The sequence below is a fragment of the Bacillus sp. DE0042 genome, assembly GCF_007680225.1.
Lineage (GTDB): Bacteria > Bacillota > Bacilli > Bacillales > Bacillaceae_G > Bacillus_A > Bacillus_A wiedmannii.
In genome coordinates, this window is the sequence record NZ_VEJP01000007.1 from 46,485 (window position 1) to 72,017 (window position 25,533).

The window sequence follows — 25,533 nt, forward strand, 5'->3', positions numbered from 1 at the left end:
AGCAGGGAAATTAATTCCCTGCTTTTCTATTTGGTTTATTGCCTGACGGTAAGAAGAACGATAACACCCAAGCAATACCAGCTAATATTGTTGCAATTAAGAAGGCATCGTTAATACCGTTAATTGCAGATAGCTTTGAAATTTGTCCAAATAATAGTTGCGTGCTCATCGCATCTCCTGCTTGCGCTGATCCGGCAATCGCTGCTAAACTTTGGCCCATACCGTGTACTTTATCAACTAAAATTGGGTTTGACGTTGTTAACATGTTGCCGTAATCTGCTACGTGAGCAGTCGTTTGCTGCGTCATAAGTGTAATTAATATCGCTGTTCCAATTGAACCAGCTACTTGTCTTGACGTATTTTGCGTTGCTGTACCGTGAGAAATTAATTTCATCGGCAGTGCGTTCATACCTGCTGTCATAATTGGCATCATAATGAATGACATACCAATTGAACGTATAATATAATCCGTCATAATAACGCTATACGGTGTATCCATCGATAACGTTGTGAATTCATATGTCGCAAACGTTGTAATGGCTAAACCGACAATTGCTAACGGACGAATACCATACTTATCAAATAGTTTACCTGCAATAGGTCCCATGATCCCCATAATTAATGATCCTGGAAGTAGTAATAAACCTGATTCTATCGGTGTGAAACCGCGAATGTTTTGCAGATATACTGGAAGCAATAACATACCTCCGAATAATGCCATCGTAACAATTGCATTAATTACTAAAGTAAAAGTAAATACTGGGTATTTAAACACTTGTAAATCAAGCATTTTATTGTCCGTTGTTAGCTCTCTCCAAATAAATACCGCAATACCTACTACACCAATGATAAGTGAAATAACAACCTCTGCACTAGTCCAGCTATTATTTCCTGCTTCACTAAATCCATACAATAAGCTACCTAGTCCAATACTTGAACTAACAACACCGAATACATCTAACTTCGTTTTAGATACCGGCTGAGCTAGTGTAAAGAATTTTAAAGATAGGAACGTAATAATTAAACCAATTACAAACATTCCGTAGAACATTAAGTTCCAGCTATAGTTTTCAATCACCCAACCTGTTACAGTTGGTCCAATAGCTGGTGCTAAAATCATCGCTACACCTAGTAATCCCATCGCTGCTCCGCGCTTATGAGGCGGGAATAATGTCATGAAAATATTCATACCAACCGGCATTAAAATACCTGCACCCACCGCCTGAATAACGCGGCCCGTCATCATCATTGTAAAGTTTCCTGAAATAGCACAAATGATAGATCCTACCGTGAAGAATAACATTGCCGCTACGAATAATTTACGATACGTAAATCGTGAAACTAAAAAGGCACTAATCGGTACTAAAATACCATTTACAAGCATGAAACCTGTAATTAACCATTGTGCTGTTGAAGTTGATACGTTAAATTCATTCATTAACGGAGGCAATGCAACGTTAATAATTGTTTGGTTTAAAATAGAAACGAACATGCCGAGAATTAATACAGCTACAACTGCTTTTACGTTCACATTTTCTACAGGCGTAGACATTTGTTTTTTTGGCACTTCTTTTTCTTGTTTTACTTCTTCTTGCTTTCCTGTTTCTAACTCAACTACATTAGAAATTTCTGCTTCTTGCTTTCGTTCAATTTCTTTCTCTTCTGTTTCTACCTTACTTACTTCTATTTTATTTACGGCTGGGACTTGTTCTTCTCCCACGTTCGTTTTTTTCTTTCGTAAAAGACGATTTACAAGGAAGAAGACGATTATACAAAATAGTGCATATCCTGCAATTGCAATTGAGGACATCTCATCTCCCCCTTACTTATGAATACGAACTGACACATTCATTCCAGGAACAATATTTACTGATTTACTATGATCTAAAGAAATTTTAACTGGTACTACTTGTGTTACTTTCGTATAGTTCGCTGTTGCGTTGCTTGATGGTAACATAGAGAATGTATTCGCTGTTGTTAATCCAACTTGCTCTACTTTTCCTGATAACGTTGTATCTGGGTATGCATCTACATACACATCTACATCTTGACCTTTTTGTACATCGTCAACATCTGTTTCTTCAATGTTTGCTGTTACCCATAAATTGTTCATATCAAATGCGTAAGCAATTGGGCTACCTGCTCCAACGAAAGCATTTGTCGTCGCGTTTGATTGTACAACTGTTGCATTTTGCGGAATTGTTACGTCTACTGTTTGTTCTCCATTTGCTGCCGCTACAGTAACAGCACCTAATTTGTCATTCTCGTTGTAGTTCTTTCCTACTTCAGCTTTCCAGTCAGTTAATTTACCTGCTACTGGTGATGCAATTGGAATTACTTTTCCATCAATTTTTGCATTTTCTGTTTTTAAATAATTTTCCGCTTGATTGTAATAGTAATAACCGCCAATACCGCCGCCAACTAGTACAATTAATGTGATAATGTTGATAATCACCATTCTTCGAAACTGATTCATTGCATTCCTCTCCTTATATCGCATATAATTTTTTTCTAAACTATTTACGTCCTTATTGTTTAGACTGTTTAATTGTTAATTATATTAACTTTTAAACAAAAAAATCACACCATCTGCGGTGTAAATCGAAATTTATCTACCTGCGAGCGGTGCTGATTTCTGAAGGACTATCGTTTATAATTATAAATAATTATTTTGAATCTACAACCGACAATTTACGTATGAAATGTCGCTTAAACAACAATATAATACCTATATGTTGTTTAAGTATAAAAAATTAAACGAGGGGAAGTAAAAATGTCTATTAAAAATACAAATGATCCACGTGTAAAGCGGACGAGACAACTCATACAGGATGCTTTTGTCGCTTTAGTAGGCGAAAAAGGATTTGATGATGTAACTGTTCAACATATTGCAGAACGTGCTCCCGTAAATCGTGCTACGTTTTATAGCCATTACCATGATAAATATGACCTATTAGACAAAAGCATCGAAGAAATGTTAGAGAAATTAACAGAAGTTATTAAGCCGAAAAATAGAAATAAAGAAGAGTTTCAACTTACATTTGATTCACCAAATCCAACCTTTTTAGCTTTATTCGAACATATCGCAGAAAATGTGAACTTCTATAACGTTATGCTTGGTGATAAAGCCGCTGGAAACTACTCTTATAAAATGATGAAAACAATACAAACACATTTAACATTAAGCTTGTCTATTTCACAGCCAGATGATAAAGATCTTATGGTTCCTCGTGATATTTTAATTAGTTATGTGACAGGAGCTCATATCGGGATGATTATGTCATGGTTAAAAAGAGGGATGATTTATACCCCGCATTTTATGGCCATGCAATTAACTCGTTTAATTATTTTAGGAGCTCATACTGCTGCAGGATTAGAACGACCTTTTTAAAACATAAAAAAGCGAAGGAGAACCTCCTTCGCTTTTCCTATTAATTAAATGTAATGTTATGTACAGCCTCTTTATCAAGACGTTTAATAACTTCTACAATTAACTTCACTGCATTTTCATAGTCATCACGGTGTAACATTGCCGCATGAGAATGAATGTAGCGCGTTGCAATCGTAATTGCCATAGACGGAATACCATTTACAGCAATATGAATGGCACCTGCATCCGTTCCTCCGCCCGCTACTGAATCATATTGATACGGAATTTCTAATTCGTCAGCAACATCAACTACAAAGTCACGTAAACCAGTATGACCAATAACAGACGCATCATATAAAATAATCTGTGGTCCATCGCCCATTTTACTTTGCGCTTCTTTTGCCGTTACACCTGGCGTATCTCCAGCGATGCCAACATCTACTGCGAACGCGATATCTGGTTTAATATAATTCGCAGATGTTTTCGCGCCACGAAGGCCAACTTCTTCTTGTACAGTCCCTACGCCGTATACAACGTTTGGATGCTTTTCATCTTTTAACTGTTTTAATACGTCAATTGCAATTGCACAACCAATTCGGTTATCCCATGCTTTTGCAAGTAACATTTTTTCATTTTTCATCACTTGGAACTCAAAGTAAGGTACAACTTGATCTCCTGGTCGTACGCCCCACTCCATTGCCTCTTCTTGGCTAGAAGCACCAATATCAATGAACATGTCTTTAATTTCAACTGGCTTTTTACGCGCTTCTGGAGGTAAGATGTGCGGTGGTTTTGAACCAATTACACCTGTTACATCTCCTTTACGCGTTACAATTGTCACGCGCTGCGCAAGCATAACTTGTGACCACCAGCCACCAACTGTTTGGAAACGAAGGAAACCTTTGTCATCAATTTGCGTGATCATAAAGCCGACTTCATCTAAATGACCTGCAACCATAATTTTCGGGCCGTTTTCTTCCCCTACTTTTTTCGCAACTAAGCTTCCTAAATTATCAGTAGAAAGTTCGTCCGCAAACGGCTCAATATATTTCTTCATTACTTCGCGTGGTTCACGCTCGTTACCCGCAATACCACGTGCATCTGTTAATTCTTTTAGCATTGTCAATGTCGCGTCTAATTTTGTCATTGCCAACACCCTCCTTTTTCTTCAGTCACTTCATTATACAAAAGGAAATTGAAATATTCAAAAATTAAATCAGTATCCTTGTGTTTGACGCTGATGATTTACTTCATTTTTATCTAAATATGCCTTTTCAATCTCTTCTTGCTCAAACTCTAGCGCTTGTCCAAGTCGAAGATAGCTTGTAAATAATTCAATATAGTTCGTAATAGATGGTTGATCTGTAAAACGAATTACTTTCGCATATGTGTCTAAGAAAATTTCTACTTGTGTTTTATTCGTTTGTGCACATTTATAGAATAGGAAGTTTTTATCAATACCTAAATCAATTCCGATTGATAAAATAAAATGCAAGCCATCTACGTATTCTTCTAATATTACTTCACGTTCTGATGCTGGTTTGTTGCTCCAATATTTAAAACAACGTGTTTCATTTGCAAGTTCTCCAATTTCTACAAGAAGAGCTAACATTTTTTCTTTTAACAACTTTTTCGGTTGTAAATCATGCTCTTTCACAATACGGTCATCTAATTCTTTTTGTAATTTAAATAGTTGTAGTAAGTCCATTCTATTGTCCTCCTCCAACATCGCATTTTACGCAACAATGTTGTTTCATCTCAAAGTTCATTATTATTTTTCGTTTCTTATTAATAAGTCAGCCATTTATCTCTTTACAAAATAGCTTGTCCTTAATTTACAAATACGTTTCAATCATCACTATTAGATTGTTCACTCCGATTGGTGATAGTTAATCATTATCCGGGGATTGTCCACTGATAAAAAATTTATTTTATCTGATGAAAGTTCCATATCATCTTTCCATTATAGCAGTGTCGTTTCAGGTAGGAAAGATACTCTTCTTTCCAAAGGGGGATAATTGAAAAAAGCCAGGAGAATTCTCCTGGCTTCATATATATATTCTTCTATATCGCTATAGCTTTTATATTGATTTTGTCATATCAATAACGACATACTTCTCTTTGCATGCAAATAAAAAAACCTTAGAAGAAAAATCTTCTAAGGTTTCAACTAATTAATTAGTTAATGTTGTTTTTTGCAACTGTTGCTAATTCAGCGAAAGCTTTTTCGTCATGAACAGCTAAGTCAGCAAGCATCTTACGGTTAACTTCGATGCCAGCATTTTTAAGACCGTGCATTAAGCGGCTGTAAGAAAGACCATTCATACGAGCTGCTGCGTTGATACGTGTAATCCATAATTTACGGAAGTCACGTTTCTTTTGACGACGGTCACGGAATGCATACATTAGAGATTTCATAACCTGTTGGTTAGCAACCTTGAATAATGTACTCTTAGAACCGTAGTAACCTTTTGCTAATTTTATAACTTTTTTACGACGTTGACGAGTAACTGTACCACCTTTTACTCTTGGCATAATATTACCTCCTAATTGTTCTATATATCAGCCGAACTTATTTTAAGTTGTCAAGCATTTGACGAATGCGTTTGAAGTCACCAGCGCTTACTACACCAGCTTTACGTAGTTTACGTTTAGCTTTTGTAGATTTGTTAGCGAATAAATGGCTTGTGTAAGCGTGAGAACGTTTCAGTTTACCTGATCCAGTCTTTTTGAAACGCTTTGCAGAGCCGCGATGAGTTTTTTGTTTAGGCATAGGTATTTCCTCCTCTATCTATTACTTATCGTTTTTCGGTGCTAAAACTAAGAACATACTACGTCCTTCCATTTTAGGCTTAGATTCAATTGTACTAACTTCAGCACAAGCTTCTGAGAAGCGATCTAAAACACGTTGACCGATTTCTTTATGAGTAATGGCACGTCCTTTAAAGCGAATTGACGCTTTAACCTTGTCGCCTTTCTCTAAAAACTTGATAGCATTACGAAGTTTTGTGTTAAAGTCGTGTTCATCAATTGTTGGACTTAAACGAACTTCTTTCATGCTAATTACTTTTTGATTTTTGCGCTGTTCTTTTTCTTTCTTCTGTTGCTCAAAGCGGAATTTACCGTAGTCCATAATGCGGCATACTGGCGGTTTCGCATTTGGAGCAACTAATACTAAATCAAGATTAAGATTTGCAGCTAAGTCTAAAGCGTCATTACGAGACTTGATTCCAAGTTGATCGCCATTTGCACCAACTAAACGTACTTCACGTGCACGAATTTGCTCGTTAATCATCATATCCTTGCTAATAGTAAGCCACCTCCAAGGTTTTTTCAGAACATCTTTTGTAGTCATAGAACCCGACAAAAAAAGTGCGGGCATACGACACCCACACTTGTAAATTCTTAAGTAAGAAATACATTTACCTGTAAACTGCGAATGCGTCCATCAGGTGAGAAGCGGGTGCTTCTACTTGTTCCACAAAACAATATTCTATTATCCTTGATGAGTTTATCATAGGACATGACGTCTGTCAAGAAGACGCGATGTGTTTTACTAACAACAAGAAATATTGTAACAAACAACTAACATACTTGCAATACTTTTTTATGATAAGTATAGTTTGGTTATTTTTTCTAGTTTTTCTTTTTTATAATACATACGAAAGCCGCGGTATACCGCGGCTTTGTCTTATCGTTTTCCTTCTACTTTAATCATATCAACAAAAGCATCTAATGCAATTGTTTCTGATTTTTGTTCACCATATTTACGTACGTTTACGCCGTTTTCAGTTACTTCATTGTCACCTACTACAAGCATGTACGGAATTTTTTGCATTTGTGCTTCACGGATTTTGTAACCAATTTTCTCTTCACGAGTATCTAATTCAACACGGATACCAGCACGACGTAATTCATCTTGTACTTTCTTCGCATAGTCTAAATGTACTTGCGGAGAAACTGGAATTACTTGCGCTTGAACTGGAGCTAACCAAGTTGGGAATGCACCTTTGTATTCTTCAATTAAGAAGGCTACGAAACGTTCCATAGTTGATACAACACCACGGTGAATTACAACTGGACGATGTTGTTTACCGTCTTCACCAACGTAAGATAATTCAAAGCGTTCTGGAAGTAAGAAGTCTAATTGTACAGTTGAAAGTGTTTCGTCTTTTCCAAGAGCAGTACGAACTTGAACGTCAAGTTTTGGACCGTAGAATGCCGCTTCACCTTCAGCTTCATAGTAATCAAGACCCATTTCATCCATAGCTTCTTTTAACATACCTTGTGCTTTTTCCCACATTTCATCATCAGCATAGTACTTTTTAGTATCAGCTGGGTCACGATAAGATAGACGGAATGAATAGTTCTCTAAACCGAAATCTTTGTACACTTCTAGAGTTAAGTTTACAACACGTTTTAACTCTTCTTTAATTTGATCTGGGCGAACGAAAATGTGCGCATCGTTTAAAGTCATTCCGCGTACACGTTGTAATCCAGATAATGCTCCAGACATTTCATAGCGGTGCATTGTTCCAAGTTCCGCAATACGGATTGGTAATTCACGGTAGCTGTGAATATCATTTTTATAAACCATCATGTGGTGAGGGCAGTTCATCGGACGAAGAACTAACTCTTCATTATCCATTTCCATTGATGGGAACATACCATCACGGTAGTGATTCCAGTGACCAGAAGTTTCATAAAGCTCTCTGCTTCCTAGTACTGGAGTGTATACGTGATCATAGCCTAAGCTTGCTTCTTTATCAACGATGTAACGCTCGATAATGCGGCGGATAGTTGCACCTTTTGGTAACCAAAGTGGTAAACCTTGTCCTACTTTTTGGCTATTAGTAAATAGTTTTAATTCTTTACCTAATTTACGGTGATCGCGCTCTTTCGCTTCTTCAAGCATACGTAAGTGCTCATCTAATTCTGCTTTCTTAACGAATGCAGTACCGTAAATACGTTGTAGCATTTTATTATTGCTATCGCCGCGCCAGTAAGCACCTGCAACGCTTAATAATTTAAATACTTTAATTTTCCCTGTAGATGGAAGGTGAACACCACGGCAAAGGTCGAAGAATTCGCCTTGCTCATAGATTGAAATAACTGCATCTTCTGGAAGATCGTTAATTAAATCTAATTTTAACTCATCGCCGATTTCTTCAAAGCGACGAAGTGCTTCTGCACGTGGCACTTCATGACGAACGATTTCTAAGTTCTCGTTCACAATTTTTTGCATTTCTTTTTCGATTTTCTTGAAGTCTTCAACTGTAATTGCTTCTTCCATATCAATATCGTAGTAGAAGCCATTTTCAATTACTGGACCAATGCCAAGCTCAAGCTTAGCATCTTTATATAAACGTTTTAACGCTTGTGCTAATAGGTGGGCTGTTGAATGGCGTAAAATGTATAAGCCATCTTCAGAATCTAATGTAATAATAGAAACTGCACCATCTTCTTCGATTGGTGTAACAAGATCAATCATCTCATCGTTTAATTTTCCAGCCACAGCTTTTTTCTTTAAGCCTGGGCTAATAGAAGCTGCGATTTCTTCAGTTGTTACGCCTTTTGGAAACTCCTTCACAGCTCCATCAGGGAAAGTAATTTTAACTACATCTGCCATCACTGGTCACTCCTCTTTTTTTCAAAATAAAAAACACTCATCCCGTAAAAAGGGACGAGTGTTGAATTCGTGGTTCCACCCTTGTTCCAATTAACATTATTGTTAATTGCTCAAGTTCAACATAACGGTGTTGTCCGTTAGCAATTACTAGGAAAAACCGTTCACTGCTAAAGTTTAGAGGTGGTAAGTAATAATCCCGTACTAGGAAGCTCACACCCTAAGGCTTCCCTCTCTGAAAATCGTAGAAAACTACTCATGTCCTCATCATGACATTTCAATATATTTCATTTATGTAGGTAATTATATGCTCAAAAACTTAGAAAATCAAGGGCGTTACCTTTATTTTTTAAATTTTTCACATTGCGCTCAAACTCATGTAATCCATGTAATTGGACCCGTTCTTGAAATACATTTCGCAAAGTAATAATCATATTATGGTCTTGTTCTTTCGTATATAAATAAATTTTTTTCGGCGAAATAGAAAGAAGTGGTGCAATTACTTTCGTATCAATATATACATCCTTTTGCTTCAATAATTCCTCATCTATATATTGGACCAATTTCTCCTGTTTTAAACGTCTACCTTTATCATCATAGAAAATAAAGCTTTCATCAAAAATAAGATGCACACAGGACAAACGTGATTTTCGGCTACGCACTTGTTGCCTTAGCGTCTCAATAAACATTTGATATTCTTGTTCCAACTTATACTCATCAATCGACACTTCAGCAAGCTTAGCTACCATTTCCCTATATGTACGAAGGCGAAAACGAACATATGATGAAAACGAGAACGAAAGCGGATCACAAAGCCAGTTATTTAAAGAGGATTTAATATATGATTCAAATGTGTGACGTGTTAATTCTCGAGCAATCTCTTTTCTTCTTCCCTTTAAAATCTCTTGTGCCATATGCAATATTTGATGACACTCTTCCTCTTCTTCATAAAAAAACTTCTCTTTTAAGATTGTATAAATCCACTCATTTTGCTTTACATTCACAATGAAATATACCATTACCGGCAATAAAATCTTTTCAATATAATTCGATTCACATACTGGTATATGAATCACCACTTTTTGTTCCTCTAAATACACACTCGTTTCCTTATATAACAGTTCCGCTCTTTTCAATAGTTGTCTATATACATGCATAGCATCATTTTTTTCTTCGAAGCAAATTTCAATCACTTTTGTCCCCCCTTTTATCCCTGCTCTAAAGGATTGTATCTATACGTTACAAATCCTATAAGAGTCCGTCCCGTGGAAGTTCACTCTTAGTAGAATTACATTTCCTATCGTTAGAAAATCCACTCAATATGGCTTGCTAATTTTATATATATTAAGGGAGGGAGAAAAAAATGATACAAGCTACAATGAATTTTCTATAAGAAGTTTTTCGTTTTACAATTCACCTATTCTGAAAAGTGTTCAAAACGAAAAAAGAGCAAGCTTTTCAGCTTACTCTTTACTTATGACGTCGGTTTTTCCCGCCAATCGGAATTGGCTTCGCTAAATATTTAATTCGTTCCATAATACGTGCTGCTTTCATTTGTTCTGCTTCACCACGCTGTGTATACGTTAAATGATGTTCCAATTCCTTGAAATCAAAGTTAGACGTAAAGAACGTCGGTAAGTTTTCTAACATACGGAATTGCAAAATTGCGCCAAGCACATCGTCACGCACAAAGCTTGACATCGCTTCTGCTCCGATATCATCTAGCATTAAAACTTGTACGCGTTTCACCGCATCAATCTTTTCCCCAATCGAATTATCTTGAATCGAACTTTTAATTTCACGTAGAAATTCAGGAAAGTATACGAGCATCGAACTTATTTTCTTTTGAGCAAGCTCATTCGCCATTGCTCCTAACAAATACGTTTTCCCTACACCAAATTTACCGTACAAATATAAACCTTGTACTTTTTTACCAGGTTCATATGTACTTAAAAATTCATTAGCAGCACCAATTGCATCAATACGCGCATCTAAATCTGAAGGATCTAAGTTTTCCATCGTTGCCTGTAAAATGTCAGTTGGCATATATACACTTTGAACGAGCTTTTCATATTTCTTTCTCTCGTCATATGCTACTTTTCTAACGCAACGATCGTATTGAATATCAATCATTTTCCCTTGGATAACGAGCTTTGGCTCATATCCTTGCAGCATGTTTTTACACGAACCTAAATCCGGACAATCTACGCAACCTACACTTTGTCCAATATATTCGTATAACTTCACAAGGCTGCGCTCAATCATAGAAGTTGTTACTTCACCTTGATGTTCGTCTATAAATTCTTTCACACGCGGATGTGCCATTACTTCCGCCTTTAATACTTCATATCTATTTTTAAAATTTTTATTTTCCATTAACTTTGCAAATGAATTTTGAATATGCTCCATTTTCTCACCTCAAAGAGCGTTCATTCTCTTCTATTAATCACGCTTATATTTTTTTAACACTTCTTCTAGTCGTTTTCGTTCATCATCTAACGTACTTGCATCTTTTTTCTTACTTACATCTTTCTTCACTGTTTCTTTCTCTTGTTCTTTCGGCTCTTCTTTCAGCCAATCTGGTACCATTTCTTTTCTTATCGTTTTCTTCGACGTACGGCCTTTTTTCTTCGTCTCAGCCCATTCTTGATATTGACGATTTTCTTCTTTCGCTAACGCCATTGCTTCAGCTACTGTACCGACCTTTTTACGTGCCCAATGCCCAGCAATTTTCTCCACATACGTTTTCGCAAGCTTCATATCTGAGCGTAGCATAACGTAATAAATAAGTACATTCACAACACCTGGCGTTAATTTTTGATTGATCATTACATCTTCAATGATCTGCAAGTCAGCCTTTGTCGCCTCTGCACCACCAGAGATTTCTTTTAATAGTTGTTTTGGTGAGATTTCCTCTAACTGTTTTATTAACATTTCTTCTTGCGTAGAAGGCTCTTTCCCTTCCATCATACGTGCAGCGTGAGGTTGTACTCTTTCACTTAATACAGGTAACGCTTGACCATTTTCGAACTGATACCAATCACGTGCTCCTTTTCTAAGCCTTTCGATATCAATTGTCTGCATCTCTGTCACCGTACCAAGAACGATATTTTGCATCGATAACACATCTACATCGTACACGTAAGCAAGTGTAATGACACATTCTCGCACTTGATCTGTAATCGCCTTTTTAGGGACAAGAGCGGACAAGCCATCTACAAATAAGGAGAAATCAAAGAAATCATTCCAAACTTTTGGAGCGTCTCCCTTCTCGTTACTTGGCATAGCTGTCGTTTTTGGAATACGAAGATCTTCTTGCGCATGCTCAAGCTGTCCTGGATTAAACGAACCAAACACATCATTGAAAGAACGCGTAACATTTTCATAAGAAGCAAAATCAAATTCTTCTTCTAAGAAATATTGCTTTACTTGATTATATTTTGTCCGACTCAATCGATTGTATAAAAAGATGCTTAACACAATATCATCAAAAAACTGCTTCGGAGATAAAGGTGGTTGCAATTCGTATATAAACATTCGAATATCTTTTTCTTTCTTAATATATACTTTCAAAAGCCCAATTGCTTCTAACTTTACTCGTTCCTCATATATTTCGGGAAGCTGCATTTGCATGGTCACCATAAGGGAATGATGTGTATTCTCTTTTCCAAACACACGATCTTGCTCTAACTCTCCCCATAGCGTCATGTACAAGCTAAAAGCTCTACTACCTATTAACGGCTGATACAACATCGTTAACACTTTTCGGTCGTAATTATGCAGTAACCCTTTCGCACTTACTTTATAACGATCAATTGGCAATAGCTCCATCCATGACTGTTTTTCCATTCTTGCTTTTCCTTTCTCTCATCCAATCTATCCTCTACTTCATTCGTTCTATCTTCATTATATAATTGCTTAGCGAAAAAGAGCTATTAGCTTTCGCTTCTAGCTCTCTTATCTCATTACTTACGGTATGTAAAGAGAATAAAATACAACTTCTACTCTCTTTCTTTTTGCAGTATATCTTTTAATTCTTCAATAAATACATTTAAATCTTTAAATTGGCGATATACAGAAGCAAAACGCACGTAAGCAACATCATCAATATCACGCAGTTCTTCCATAACAATTTCACCAATCATATCACTTTTCACTTCTGATATACCTAAATTACGAAGTTCACGTTCCACACTTTGAGTTACTTCTTCTAATTGTCTTAAAGATACTGGCCTTTTTTCGCAAGCTTTAATTAAGCCGCGCAAAATCTTTTCTTTATTAAACTCTTCTCGTGTACCTTCTTTTTTTACAACGATAAGAGGTGACTCTTCTACTCTTTCAAATGTCGTAAAGCGACTTAAACAGCTTTCACACTCTCTCCTTCTTCGAATAGAGCGCCCCTCGTCTACCGGACGCGAATCTAACACTCTTGTACCATTATGAGAACAGGATGGACAACGCAATATATTCACTCCTTTACACTATACTCTTTATTTTTTCTCTACTTACTTCATCTGACAATATATATACAATATTATATAACTCATTCTAACTCTCTTACCACTTTAAGTTTAAACACATTATTTTATCATCTCGTTTTCAAAAATAAGATGGTAGATGGAGTGGCTCAATTTATCTCACTAACGAGTACGTTATATTTTTCCTTTTTTATAAACTAAAAAAGAGGTGCATTATACACCTCTTTACATTTTAAATCAATTATGTTCTTTTTTAAAGAGCTTTTGTTTCTCTCTGCTTAATTTCGAAGCTACCAGTGCCTCGAGGAAGCTCGATGCTCTCACGCGTTTTCGCGTTTAAACCTTCTGCAATATATTCTGCAGCAACATTTGGATCAATACGATCCCCACAAGTATAAACATCAATACTTGCGTAACCGTGCTCCGGAAAGCTATGAATTGTTAAATGTGATTCCGAGATAATTACTACTCCACTTACACCTTGTGGTGCAAATTTATGGAAAGCAACCTCACGCACTTCAGCACCAGCTCTCAGTGCTGCATCCACAAATAATTGTTCAATATACGGCATGTCATTAAGCTTGTCGAAATCGCAATCCCAAAGTTCAGCGATTACGTGACGACCCATCGTATCCATAGTATCCATTCTACAGTTCCCCCTTGTAAATTTATTCTAACTGTTCGAATTGAAAACTAATTTGCAATTTGGCTTGCTCCACTACCACGGGGGAAAGTTAGTCCAGAGAGGTCCTAACCCTTTAAGTAGTGACTACGTACCTCAGCTCTTAAGTTTACGAGTGTTAGTATACTTTGTTTATTTTCATTTTGCAACAACAGTTTTTTCGATTTTCTGTCATATTTTCCTCTTTACTTTTCCCTAAAAAAAATAAACGATTCACAAATACAGTAATCACAACGTTTCGTGGTATGTCCACTTTCAAAAATATACTTATATAATTTTTTTCCTTTTCAGAAAAAAATAAAAAAAGAGGGCAAATATTCACTTGCCCTCTCCCTTATTCACTTAAATATGTTGCACATTTTTTTGTTTCGCTAATTCGTCAACAACTAACGTTACAAGATCTACAACACGACGAGAGTAGCCCCACTCGTTATCATACCAAGCAAGTACTTTCACTTTACGATCACCCATTACCATTGTAGATAAACCATCAATAATAGCTGAGTGTGTATTTGTATTAAAGTCAATAGATACTAAAGGCTCTTCGCTGAATTCTACAATGCCTTTTAACGCACCGTTTGCAACAGTTTTGAATGCTTCATTAATAGCTTCAACTGTCACATCACGCTTTACATCTACTACTAAGTCAACAAGAGACACGTTTGGTGTTGGTACACGAAGTGCCATACCATGAAGTTTTCCGTTTAAGTGCGGAAGAACTTTTGCAAGCGCTTTCGCAGCACCTGTCGTTGTCGGAATGATTGATTGTCCGCAAGCACGTGCTCTTCTTAAATCTTTATGTGGGTTATCAATATTTTTTTGGTCATTTGTATAAGCGTGAACAGTTGTCATTAAACCGTTTTCAATTCCAAACTGCTCATCTAACACCTTAACAACAGGCGCTAAACAGTTTGTTGTGCAAGATGCATTTGAAATAACAGTATGTTTTGTAATATCTAATTGGTCTTCGTTCACACCAACTACAATTGTTACATCTTCATTCTTACCAGGCGCTGTTAAAATAACTTTTTTCGCTCCAGCTTCAACATGAAGAATTGCTTTTTCTTTCGAATTAAATTTACCAGTTGCTTCAATTACAACTTCAACACCTAAATCTGTCCAAGGCAATTCCTTTGGATCGCGGTTGTTTAAAAGGCGAATCATTTTTCCATCAACTAATAAGTGATCTTCAAATGCTTCTACTGTTCCGTCAAACTTGCCGTGAACTGTATCATATTTAATTAAATGTGCTAACGTTTCAGATGGATAGCTTGCATTGATTGCTACAATTTTGAATGCGCTTTCTTTTATTGCCTGACGAAATACCATTCTCCCAATACGTCCAAATCCATTAATTGCCACACGAGTCATAATATGTTATCCCCCTTGAATGCGTTATACTATTTATCTCCAATCCCAATAATAGTATAACACAAAAAGGGGATATGTCACTAAGCATTTTCATTAATTTCACAATTTTTTAGTCAATAATGTTCCAATTCTTTAAAATCACCTGTAATTGTGTTTTCGTTCCCATAATTGTGCCATCATTATTTATCACTTCATCTGCATTCTTCACTTTTTCTTCTAACGGCATTTGAGATTGAATACGAGCTGTTGCTTCTTCTTCTGAAAAATTATTTCGTTTCATTAAACGTTTTAATTGTGTATGCGGCTTAACCGCTACAACTAAAACGCGGTCCACGAGACTTGTTAATTTACTTTCAAATAAGAGAGGTATATCTAACACAACCGCTTGCATACCTTCCTTTATGTACTTTTCCTTTTGTGTATTCATTTCCTCACGCACTGCAGGATGAACAATTTTATTTAACTGCAATCGTTTTTCTTCATTATAGAAAACGACACTTCCTAATTTTGGCCGATCCAGTTCTCCATCTTCTTGTAATACTTCCGTTCCAAACACTTCTACTATTTTGTTATATGCTGGTTTTCCTCGCTCTACAACTTCTCTTGCAATAATATCCGCATCAATAACTGGTATACTCAGTTCACGAAACATTTGAGACACTGTACTTTTTCCACTTGCAATGCCTCCCGTTAATCCAATTACTACTGTCATCATAATCCTCCTCACAATATAAAAGGCGCGAAACTAATGTTCCACGCCCATACTTACATTTTCCAAATTCCAATAATAATGAGTAATACCCCAGGCAGGAACGTAAATTTTTGTAACCATTTCATATTTGATAAAACCGTTCCAAGTTTCATTCCAATAAATAAAAACAAAGAACTCATAACCGCAACTAATATTGCCATCATAGCGGGCGCATACCCTAATAAAGATGCACCAATTCCAGCACCAAACGAATCTATAGAAAGAGCGATACCAAGAAGCAATGCTTCTCCTGCAGAAATGGTGCCTGATTTATCAAAATCTGCAACAGTCGGTTTCCGTAAAATTTGAATCACTAGCCCGAGCGAAGCAATTTCTAATTTCCAAACCTTCTCCTCTTGCTTTGGTTCTTCTTTTTTCTCACTTCGAAAAAATTGGTATAATACCCAAATTCCTATTCCAATAAGAACAAGCCCACCGATACGCGTTGCGATAACAGGTGAAAATATTTTCGCGATCATATGTCCAATTCCCATTGAAACAAGCATAACAGCCGCTGAACACATTCCGATAATTATAATTGATCTTAGTGGAATTCTTACGCTTCTTAAACCATATGTTAGCCCTACACTACAGCTATCTAAGCTTAATGTAAAAGCTAATAAAATAAGAGATAAATAAAGGTACATCGGTAAGCTCCTCCCTTATACATAGCCCTGCTGTATGTATATGACAAATGCCTATCCGATGTTATCTCTTTTCTATATTCTCGGCTGACAAACCGGGCAGTAATGCGTTCCTCTTCCGCCAACAACTGTTTTTTCTAATATCGTACCGCAAGTCACACATGGTTCTCCTTTTTTTCCGTATACATTTAGAAGTTCTTGGAATGAGCCAATTTGCCCTTGCGAATTCATATACGTTCGAATTGTACTTCCGCCTCGCTTCACTGCTTCACCTAACGTTGTAACAGTCGCCTCGTAAATTCGTTCAATTTCTTCTGCTGTTAAAGACGAAGCTTCTCGTTCCGGATGAATTTGAGAACGGAATAAAACTTCATCTACATATATATTTCCAAGCCCTACTAAAAGACGCTGGTCTAATAATACGACTTTTATTTTACGATTGGTCTTTTGCAATCTTTCTTGTAAATACTGCGGTGTCAATTCAGCATCAAACGGCTCCGGACCTAAGTCAGCAAGAGGCATTTGATTCAATTCTTCACCTTTCTTAAAGAGATGCATCGTACCAAACTTTCTCACATCTTTATAATGTAGTTCAGTTCCATCTGTAAATAAGAAACGGACGTGTGTATGCTTATCAATTGGCTCGTCCTCTTGATGCAGTAAAAACTTACCTTCCATACGCAAATGTGAAACAATAACATAATTCGTTACATATAAAAGCAAAAACTTTCCTCTTCGCTTTATATTTTCAATCTTTTCGCCTCTTAGCATTTCTTTAAAGATTTCTGCATCATCCGGACGTTTTACTATTTTTGGATAGGTAACAATAACATCTTCAATTGTTTTTCCTGTCACAAGATTTTCAAGTGTCCGTCTGACGTTTTCAACCTCTGGTAATTCAGGCATTTCATCACTTCCTTATTTTGCGTCGTACCAAGTTGGACCGTAAGAATAATCAACTTTCAGCGGAACTGCGAGTTCAATTGCATGCTCCATTACTTCTGGTACAAGCTTCTCTAATTTTTCAATTTCTTCTTTTGGCGCTTCAAATATCAATTCATCGTGTACTTGCAGAAGTAGACGCGCCTGTAATCCTTCTTCTTCTAGACGGTCTGCCATAATAATCATCGCTTTTTTAATAATATCTGCTGCAGTCCCTTGAATTGGTGTATTCATAGCCGTACGCTCAGCAAAGCTACGTAAATTGAAATTACGACTCGTAATTTCCGGAATATAACGGCGGCGATTTAATAATGTAGCCACATATCCTTTTTGTTTCGCATCTTTTACGATGTCACTCATGTATTCTTGTACACCAGGGAAACTTTCTAAATACTTTTCAATAAATTCCGCTGCTGCTTTTCTTGTAATTCCTAAGTTTTGTGAAAGACCATAATCACTAATACCATACACAATTCCGAAATTAACAGCTTTTGCTTGTCGTCTCATATTCGAAGTTACTTCATCTTTTTCAACGCCAAATACATCCATCGCTGTTTTCGTATGAATATCCATATCATGTTGGAACGCTTCAACTAGCCCTTTATCATTTGCAATATGAGCTAATACGCGAAGTTCAATTTGTGAATAATCTGCCGCGTACATAATCCATCCTTCTTCTGATGGAACAAATGCCTGACGAATCTTTCTTCCTTCTTCTAATCGAATCGGGATATTTTGCAAGTTCGGATCCGTTGAACTTAATCGACCTGTTTGCGTTAATACTTGATTGAAACGAGTATGGATTTTAGATGAATCTTCATGTACAACTTTTAATAAACCTTCAATATAAGTTGAATTTAGTTTCCCTAATTGACGATAATGTAAAATGTTTGGAATGATTTCATGGCGATCCATAAGCTTTTCTAGTACATCAGCTGACGTAGAATAGCCTGTTTTCGTCTTTTTAATAACTGGTAAGTTTAAGTTCTCAAACAGAATAACACCAAGCTGCTTCGGTGAATTAATATTAAATTCTGTTCCCGCAAGCTTATAAATTTCCTGTTCCATTTCCTTTAATCTACCTGCAAGTTCTTCTCCCATATTACGAAGACGCTCCGTATCAACTTTTACACCTTTTACTTCCATATCAGCTAATACACGCGCAAGTGGTAATTCTAACTCTGTAAACAGTTCATATTGCTCATTCTTTTGTAACTCTTCCACGAATGTTTGCTTTACATCATATAATACGTGCACTTTACGAGCTACATGCTCCGCTACTACTTCTAGCTCTGGAACAGCACGCTTCGCACCTTTTCCGTAAACTTCTTCATCAGATTTCACAGCATGTGTTTCTTTCATTTTTGCTACAGTACGGAAATCTTTATCCGTATCAGCCGGGTCAAGTAAATAAGCAGCGATTAATAGATCAAAGTCAATCCCTTGCATATCTATCCCGTTCCATTTAAGTGCAACGATTGCGCGCTTCGCATCAAATGTATGCTTTCTCATTTCTCCATCTGCAAGCCACTCTTTAAAAGCGTCTGACTTAAGAGCAATGTCTGTTTGAATAAAGTAACAGCCATTTTCATTTTGAATACCAAAACCTTGAATTTCCGCTCTATGATAGTTATCTTCTTGTACTTCAACAATAAGCGCACTATCTTGCTGAAGCATTTCTTCTGTAACTTCTTCCACAATATCAAATGTAATATCATCTAATTCAGCTGGAGTCGTTTCCTCTGGCGTAACACCTAATTTATTTAAAAGGGATGTAAATCCTAAATTCTCGAACATTGGAGTCACATCACTTGCTTCATACCCTTTATACTCCATATCATCCACATGCACTGTAATCGGTGCATCTGTAATAATAGTTGCAAGATCTTTACTCATAAGAGCTTGCTCTTTATTTGCTTCTAGCTTTTCTTTTAATTTCTTCCCGCTTACTTGATCTATATTTTCATACACTGCCTCGACCGTTTCAAACTGTGTTAACAATTTAATCGCAGTTTTTTCACCAACTCCTGGTACACCTGGAATATTATCTGACTGGTCTCCCATTAAACCTTTCATATCGATAATTTGCTTTGGTGATAAGCTGTATTTCTCAAATAAAGCTTCTTTCGTATATTCATCCACTTCTGTAATCCCTTTGCGAGGAATACATACGAGTGTATTCTCTGAAACAAGTTGCAGTAAGTCTTTATCTCCTGAAATAACTTTTACATGAAACCCTTGTTCACTCGCTTCTTTCGCTAACGTCCCCATAATGTCATCCGCTTCATAATTTTCTAATTCATAACGCGGTACGTTGAATGCATCAAGCATCTCACGAATAAACGGGAATTGCTCTGATAATTCAGGTGGAGTCTTTTGACGTCCTCCTTTATACTCACTATACGTTTTATGACGGAATGTCGTTTTACCCGCATCAAACGCTACTAACATATGCGTCGGTTTTTCTTCCTCTAATATTCTCATTAACATCATTGTAAAACCGTAAATTGCGTTCGTATGTATACCTTTGTCGTTATTTAAAAGCGGTAGTGCAAAGAAAGCACGATACGCGATATTATTACCATCTACTAATACGACCTTTTTTTCCAAACCAGAAACCTCCCCATACAAATTTGAAATGATTTTTTTCACAGAAAAAAACCGTTCCTTTCCTCTCTCTATATTAACATGACTAATAGAGAGAAGAAAAATAACGGCTATTTTCTATCATATATACAAACGTTTACTAACATAAAAGGGAAGTGACGAGAACAGCATAACTATTCTCGTCCAAAATTACTCCTTGGATGAAGGGGTTTTCATGTATTATATTAACAGACCTTTATTAATATTTAATTAAGCCATTGTTAATATATTGTAAACATCCTTCATCCTATTTTTCAGTTGCTGATTTTGGTAAAACAACTGTAAATGTTGTCCCTTCCCCAACTTCACTATCCACTGTAATCGTACCGTGATGTGCCTCAACTAAATGCTTTACAATCGATAATCCAAGGCCTGTACCACCAGTATTTCTACTTCTCGCTTTATCCACTCGGTAAAAGCGTTCAAAAATACGCGGAATTTCATCTTTACTAATACCAATTCCGGTATCCGATACTTTTATATAAGCATTATATTTATCTTCTGCTAATTCTACAGAAACAACGCCTCCAGCCGGCGTATATACGATTGCGTTATTCATTAAATTAATAAAGATTTGCTTCAAACGACTTGGATCTCCAATGACCGAGACTCCTTTTAGCGCATTTACTTGTAAAGAAATTTCTTTTTCTCCTGCTTTGTTATCAAGCACCATATGAATGTCTTCAAGAAGTCCCTTCATATCAACGGTCCCCATACTCAATTTAAATCCTTGTTGCTCAATCTTTGATAAATCTAATAAATCTTCAATTAACCCTTGCATGCGTTCACTTTCTTTTAAAATAATGTGCAAGAAATGTTCGCAGAATTTTTTATTATCCATCGCTCCATCCAAGAGCGTTTCTGAAAAACCTTTAATAGAAGTAATCGGTGTCTTTAGTTCATGAGAAACATTCGCTAAAAAGTCTTTTCTCATTTGTTCTAATTTCTTTAGCTCAGTAATGTCATGGAATACAAGGACAATCCCTTTCCATTCATGGTTCGTCCCGATAATCGGTGCTCCATATACTTCGAAATGCTTTCGCTCAATTCCAAGCGGCAATAACATTTGTTTACGCACTTTCACTTCTGTCATAAAGATTTCTTCCACGAGCTCTATAATTTCTGTATGATGAAACGACTCATAATATAAACGATCTAAATATTCTTCATCTGTTACGTGGAAAGTCTCCTTATACGAACGGTTTACAAGGTTTATATAACCGCGGCTATCAATTAAAATCATTCCGCTTCCCATATTTTCAATTAACGTATGCAGACGATCTTGTTGCATTTCTTGCTCAAGTGTCATCTCTTGTAAATTACGGGCTAAAATATTAATCGCTTTACTCAGCATTCCCGTTTCATCCGAATGACTCTCATAAGCGCGTGCTTTATAATTTCCCTTCGCTAATTCGATAGCAACTTTCGTAACGGATTCAATCGGCCTAATATATTGCCCTGTAATTTTCATACCTAAAAATACGACTACGAGACAAGCGATAACAAATCCGATAATTAATAATCCCCACGTTTTTTGATGAACAGATTTCAAAGGCTCAATTGTACTTTTTACCAAAATGTACCCTTGTTTTCCTGCTACATCTTGAACGAACACCGCATGGTAAAATTCATTATTCTGCTCTGTTTCTTTCGTAATGACTTTATTTCTTTGTTTCGTTGTTTCAGAAGTAAGTTCTTTAATTATCCCTTGGCTAAAAGCAGACTGTTCTCCTCTGCTATATTGAACTTTCTTTTTTTCATCTACAAATGCAATAGAAGCCTGTATTTTTTCTTCTAACTTTTCAAATACATATGGATTTTTTAAAACATCATCAAAACCCTGTTCTTCTGCTAATACCGCAACATACTCTGTCTCTTTTACCATTCTCTCTTTGGCATGATCTATATAGTAGTTTTCAAACACGGTTTCCAGTAATAAACCTAGTCCAACTAAAATAAAAACAATAAGAGAAACAAATGTAAAAAGAAGCCTGGAACGAAATTTATTCATCCCCTTTTGGCTCCTCTAATTTATATCCTAAACCACGTATCGTTTTAATGTACGTCGGTTTTTTCGTATTTTGTTCAATTTTATCGCGCAAATGGCTAATATGAACGTCAACAATTCGTGTATCACCAGCAAAATCATAGTTCCATACAGCACTTAATAATTGATCACGTGTCAACACGCGACTTTTATTTTTCGCAAGATAAACAAGTAGTTCAAATTCTTTTGGTGTTAATTCAAGCTTTCTTCCTTGGAAATAAGCCTCATAAAATTCCGGCAAAATTTTAAGTTCAGCAATTGTGATGCTCTCTTCATCTGACGCTTCTTTCACTTGTTCTTCTTGTTGTAATTTCGTGCGGCGCAAAATTGCCTTCACACGCGCAACAACTTCCCTTGGGCTAAATGGCTTCGTCATATAATCATCCGCCCCAAGTTCAAGACCTAGCACCTTATCAAATTCATCATCTTTTGCTGTTAACATTAAAATCGGCGTCATAACGCGCTGCAATCGTAATTCTTTACACACTTCCATACCATCCATTTTCGGAAGCATTAAATCTAATATAATTAAATCTGGGCGTTCTGTTGTCGCTTTTTGAAGCGCCATTTCTCCATCCATCGCTGTTATTACCTCAAACCCAGCTTGTTGTAGATTAAATTCAATTAAAGTTAAGATAAATTCCTCATCATCAACTACTAAAATACGATTGTTCATTCTTTTCCTCCAAGTTATAGACTTGAAACCTTCTTCATCCTAGCATTTTCCCCGTTATTCTCATCATACTAGAAAATAAGGTCCCTCTCAATATAATTGTCTATTCATGGATTCAGATTGTGCTATTGTTATTACTCATTCACTCCAATTAACGTGTTGTTATCCATACTTTATACACTTTTATATCGTTATTAAACTTCACATTCGTATAAATATTAAATTCTCGATTTTGCGCTAACAAAAATGCAAGAGCATACGCTATTTTATAGTCTAGCGTTTCATATCCATCAAATACTCTTCCGTACATTTCATTCGCGATTGAATCTGCCCACACTTCAGCTTCTCTTATCGTTTCAAAAATAATGTCTTCTCTCTTCCACTTCACCTTAAAAACCCCCCTTTCATTGACTTCAATTACCGATGAACATACTATTAATTTAAATATATAAATAAATATAATTCAGGGGGCTATTATGCGAGTATTACTACCTATTTTAACTTTAGTAGTAACATGTTTCCTTACTTTTAACGTACCAAGCTGGGATACGATTAAAACAGGTTGTTCAGAATTTGCCGAAGGGTTTAAAGAAGGATTTTTCAACTAAAAATAGCGCTAGCCCCTTATAGTAAGGTATGCTAGCGCTATTCATATTTTCATGTTTTAAAAATTATCTAATGCTTTTTCCATAATAGAAACTGATTTAAAAGGCGGTGTTACTGTTAAGGAACCTTTTACAACCGTTTCTCCTTTTTCATCATGAGCAGATACAAGCATATCAATTGTATGTTCCTCCTCAGAAACAGCCACAACTTCAAAGTGGATTTGTAACGTTTCATAATGGTGAACATGCTTCACGAACGTAAGGTCCTTCCTAGTAATATGACTACCTGGACCTGGTAAATATTTCGTAACTGCCGTTGTAATCATTCCCGTTAGCATAATGCTTGGTACAATCGGCTTTTCATACGGAGTTTGGGATGCGTAATCATGCTGAATATATAATGGATTGGCATCATTCGTTAACCCTAAGTACAATAACAAATCTTTATCCTCAATTTTTTCAGTGATAGATAATTTCTCTCCTACTGTAATTTCATCCATTCTACGACCAATTTGAACTTTTTTCTTTAACATGTTACAACCCCCTCCGATTTTTTCACCTTATTATCCTACTAATAGCGATACCTGATCCGAAATTTACTATGATGAGGGCAATGTATAGTATAAATCTATAGTTTCATTATAGGATACACCAAATGATAGCGTTTTCATATTATTTCAAAAAAACATTTGAATAAATAGTAGAAAAAGATTCGGGGCCCCGAATCTTTTTCCACTTATATTTAATTATTAAACAAGAACCTTCATTACATTACGTACAGATTCTACAGAGCGATCTAACGCTTCTCTTTCATCTGTAAGAAGTTCTAACTCAATAATTTTTTCAATTCCGTTACCACCTAGAATTACTGGTACCCCTAAGTAAAGGTCGCTATAACCATATTCACCTTCAAGGTATGCAATAGCTGGTAATACACGGCGTTGATCTTTTAAGATTGCTTCTGTCATTTCAACTAAAGAAGCAGCTGGTGCGTAATATGCACTACCGTTTCCTAATAAGCCTACAATCTCGCCGCCACCTTTACGAGTACGTTCTACGATTGCTTCTAAACGCTCTTTCGGAATTAACGTTTCTAACGGAATGCCACCTGCATAAGAATAACGTACAAGAGGTACCATATCGTCACCGTGTCCACCAAGAACAAATCCTGTAATGTCTTTCACAGAAAGATTTAATTCCTGTGCAATAAATGTACGGAAACGAGCTGTATCTAATACGCCCGATTGACCGATAACACGCTCTTTCGGGAATCCTGCTTCTTTAAATACAGAATATGTCATTGCATCAACTGGATTTGTTAATACAACAATAATCGCATTTGGTGAATGTTTTGCAATGTCGCGCGTAATACTTTTCATAATTTTAGAGTTTGTTGCTACTAAGTCATCACGGCTCATACCAGGCTTACGTGCAATACCTGCTGTAATAACGACAACGTCAGAATCAGCAGTATCTGCGTAATCAGATGTTCCAATAATGTTAGCATCAAAACCTTGTACTGGGCTCGCTTCTAACATATCTAACGCTTTCCCTTTTGTTGGATTTTCCAGTTGTGGAATGTCCACTAATACAACATCTGCAAGTTCTTTTTGTGCTAATAAGAATGCTGTTGTTGCTCCTGTAAATCCTGCACCGATGACTGAAACTTTCTTGCGTTTGATTGTCATAATTTACCCC

At 36.4% G+C, this 25,533-nt stretch carries 25 protein-coding genes and 2 other annotated features; of the genes, 2 read left to right on the forward strand and 23 right to left on the reverse strand.

Annotated elements, in window-relative coordinates:
• Nucleotides 1-10: 10 nt before the first annotated feature.
• Nucleotides 11-1,810, reverse strand: a complete 1,800-nt coding sequence (locus FS802_RS22740) for a DHA2 family efflux MFS transporter permease subunit (protein ID WP_000094767.1) — start codon at nt 1,808-1,810, stop codon at nt 11-13.
• Nucleotides 1,811-1,822: 12 nt separating this feature from the next.
• Nucleotides 1,823-2,476, reverse strand: coding sequence for an HlyD family secretion protein (locus FS802_RS22745; protein WP_001071413.1), 654 nt, complete (start codon nt 2,474-2,476; stop codon nt 1,823-1,825).
• A gap of 297 nt (nt 2,477-2,773) precedes the next feature.
• Here FS802_RS22745 and FS802_RS22750 point away from each other — a divergent pair, with 297 nt between their 5' ends.
• Nucleotides 2,774-3,391: a TetR/AcrR family transcriptional regulator gene (locus FS802_RS22750; RefSeq protein ID WP_000023656.1), complete on the forward strand. Its 618-nt coding sequence runs from the start codon at nt 2,774-2,776 to the stop codon at nt 3,389-3,391.
• 40 nt (nt 3,392-3,431) lie between these two features.
• Here FS802_RS22750 and FS802_RS22755 read toward each other — a convergent pair whose 3' ends face one another.
• The 19 genes from FS802_RS22755 to FS802_RS22850 all read right to left on the reverse strand — a co-directional run bounded on the left by FS802_RS22755 (nt 3,432) and on the right by FS802_RS22850 (nt 23,618).
• Nucleotides 3,432-4,517: a M42 family metallopeptidase gene (locus FS802_RS22755; protein WP_000163550.1), complete on the reverse strand. Its 1,086-nt coding sequence runs from the start codon at nt 4,515-4,517 to the stop codon at nt 3,432-3,434.
• 69 nt (nt 4,518-4,586) lie between these two features.
• Entirely contained in the window at nt 4,587-5,078 is a 492-nt protein-coding gene (locus FS802_RS22760) for a dUTP diphosphatase (RefSeq protein ID WP_000365057.1), read from the reverse strand.
• A 470-nt stretch (nt 5,079-5,548) separates the two neighbouring features.
• Nucleotides 5,549-5,905, reverse strand: a complete 357-nt coding sequence (rplT, locus tag FS802_RS22765; protein ID WP_001138364.1) for a 50S ribosomal protein L20 — start codon at nt 5,903-5,905, stop codon at nt 5,549-5,551.
• 37 nt (nt 5,906-5,942) lie between these two features.
• The gene (rpmI, locus tag FS802_RS22770) at nt 5,943-6,143 is read right to left on the reverse strand and encodes a 50S ribosomal protein L35 (RefSeq protein WP_001125946.1); all 201 of its coding nucleotides are present in this window, start codon (nt 6,141-6,143) and stop codon (nt 5,943-5,945) included.
• 21 nt (nt 6,144-6,164) lie between these two features.
• Nucleotides 6,165-6,668: a translation initiation factor IF-3 gene (infC, locus tag FS802_RS22775; protein ID WP_000973214.1), complete on the reverse strand. Its 504-nt coding sequence runs from the start codon at nt 6,666-6,668 to the stop codon at nt 6,165-6,167.
• A gap of 62 nt (nt 6,669-6,730) precedes the next feature.
• Nucleotides 6,731-6,851 (reverse strand) — a sequence feature (ribosomal protein L20 leader region).
• Between the two features lie 210 nt (nt 6,852-7,061).
• Nucleotides 7,062-8,999 (reverse strand): threonine--tRNA ligase, encoded by a 1,938-nt coding sequence (gene thrS, locus FS802_RS22780; RefSeq protein ID WP_000786074.1) that lies wholly within the window; start codon nt 8,997-8,999, stop codon nt 7,062-7,064.
• Nucleotides 9,000-9,046: 47 nt separating this feature from the next.
• Nucleotides 9,047-9,276, reverse strand: a binding site (T-box leader).
• 31 nt (nt 9,277-9,307) lie between these two features.
• A complete protein-coding gene (gene ytxC / locus FS802_RS22785) occupies nt 9,308-10,189 on the reverse strand; it encodes a putative sporulation protein YtxC (protein WP_000569607.1) in 882 nt (293 codons plus the stop codon).
• A 277-nt stretch (nt 10,190-10,466) separates the two neighbouring features.
• Nucleotides 10,467-11,405: a primosomal protein DnaI gene (dnaI, locus tag FS802_RS22790; RefSeq protein WP_000400116.1), complete on the reverse strand. Its 939-nt coding sequence runs from the start codon at nt 11,403-11,405 to the stop codon at nt 10,467-10,469.
• Between the two features lie 33 nt (nt 11,406-11,438).
• The gene (locus FS802_RS22795) at nt 11,439-12,845 is read right to left on the reverse strand and encodes a replication initiation and membrane attachment family protein (protein WP_000415021.1); all 1,407 of its coding nucleotides are present in this window, start codon (nt 12,843-12,845) and stop codon (nt 11,439-11,441) included.
• Nucleotides 12,846-12,997: 152 nt separating this feature from the next.
• Entirely contained in the window at nt 12,998-13,459 is a 462-nt protein-coding gene (gene nrdR, locus FS802_RS22800; protein WP_001203687.1) for a transcriptional regulator NrdR, read from the reverse strand.
• A gap of 268 nt (nt 13,460-13,727) precedes the next feature.
• A complete protein-coding gene (gene speD / locus FS802_RS22805) occupies nt 13,728-14,111 on the reverse strand; it encodes an adenosylmethionine decarboxylase (RefSeq protein ID WP_002003660.1) in 384 nt (127 codons plus the stop codon).
• Between the two features lie 387 nt (nt 14,112-14,498).
• Nucleotides 14,499-15,527: a glyceraldehyde-3-phosphate dehydrogenase gene (locus FS802_RS22815; protein WP_098720319.1), complete on the reverse strand. Its 1,029-nt coding sequence runs from the start codon at nt 15,525-15,527 to the stop codon at nt 14,499-14,501.
• A gap of 109 nt (nt 15,528-15,636) precedes the next feature.
• Nucleotides 15,637-16,239, reverse strand: coding sequence for a dephospho-CoA kinase (gene coaE / locus FS802_RS22820; protein ID WP_000219320.1), 603 nt, complete (start codon nt 16,237-16,239; stop codon nt 15,637-15,639).
• A 53-nt stretch (nt 16,240-16,292) separates the two neighbouring features.
• The gene (gene ytaF, locus FS802_RS22825; RefSeq protein ID WP_000281739.1) at nt 16,293-16,925 is read right to left on the reverse strand and encodes a sporulation membrane protein YtaF; all 633 of its coding nucleotides are present in this window, start codon (nt 16,923-16,925) and stop codon (nt 16,293-16,295) included.
• Between the two features lie 72 nt (nt 16,926-16,997).
• Nucleotides 16,998-17,828 carry a DNA-formamidopyrimidine glycosylase gene (gene mutM, locus FS802_RS22830; protein ID WP_001114487.1) on the reverse strand — a complete coding sequence of 277 codons (831 nt, stop codon included), beginning with the start codon at nt 17,826-17,828 and terminating at the stop codon, nt 16,998-17,000.
• A 12-nt stretch (nt 17,829-17,840) separates the two neighbouring features.
• Nucleotides 17,841-20,474 carry a DNA polymerase I gene (polA, locus tag FS802_RS22835; RefSeq protein ID WP_000412841.1) on the reverse strand — a complete coding sequence of 878 codons (2,634 nt, stop codon included), beginning with the start codon at nt 20,472-20,474 and terminating at the stop codon, nt 17,841-17,843.
• Between the two features lie 283 nt (nt 20,475-20,757).
• The gene (gene phoR / locus FS802_RS22840) at nt 20,758-22,521 is read right to left on the reverse strand and encodes a sensory box histidine kinase PhoR (protein WP_001032134.1); all 1,764 of its coding nucleotides are present in this window, start codon (nt 22,519-22,521) and stop codon (nt 20,758-20,760) included.
• Complete coding sequence (phoP, locus tag FS802_RS22845; RefSeq protein ID WP_001065222.1) at nt 22,514-23,233, reverse strand: two-component system response regulator PhoP; 720 nt, start codon at nt 23,231-23,233, stop codon at nt 22,514-22,516. The genes phoR and phoP overlap by 8 nt, the downstream gene beginning before the upstream one ends.
• A gap of 148 nt (nt 23,234-23,381) precedes the next feature.
• A complete protein-coding gene (locus FS802_RS22850; RefSeq protein WP_000871414.1) occupies nt 23,382-23,618 on the reverse strand; it encodes a hypothetical protein in 237 nt (78 codons plus the stop codon).
• An 88-nt stretch (nt 23,619-23,706) separates the two neighbouring features.
• Here FS802_RS22850 and FS802_RS31750 point away from each other — a divergent pair, with 88 nt between their 5' ends.
• Nucleotides 23,707-23,838, forward strand: coding sequence for a hypothetical protein (locus tag FS802_RS31750; protein ID WP_001265022.1), 132 nt, complete (start codon nt 23,707-23,709; stop codon nt 23,836-23,838).
• 56 nt (nt 23,839-23,894) lie between these two features.
• Here the strand turns inward: FS802_RS31750 and FS802_RS22855 are convergent, their stop codons facing one another.
• The gene (locus FS802_RS22855; RefSeq protein ID WP_000914190.1) at nt 23,895-24,368 is read right to left on the reverse strand and encodes a MaoC family dehydratase; all 474 of its coding nucleotides are present in this window, start codon (nt 24,366-24,368) and stop codon (nt 23,895-23,897) included.
• Nucleotides 24,369-24,584: 216 nt separating this feature from the next.
• The gene (gene mdh, locus FS802_RS22860) at nt 24,585-25,523 is read right to left on the reverse strand and encodes a malate dehydrogenase (protein WP_000153236.1); all 939 of its coding nucleotides are present in this window, start codon (nt 25,521-25,523) and stop codon (nt 24,585-24,587) included.
• Between the last annotated feature and the right edge of the window lie 10 nt (nt 25,524-25,533).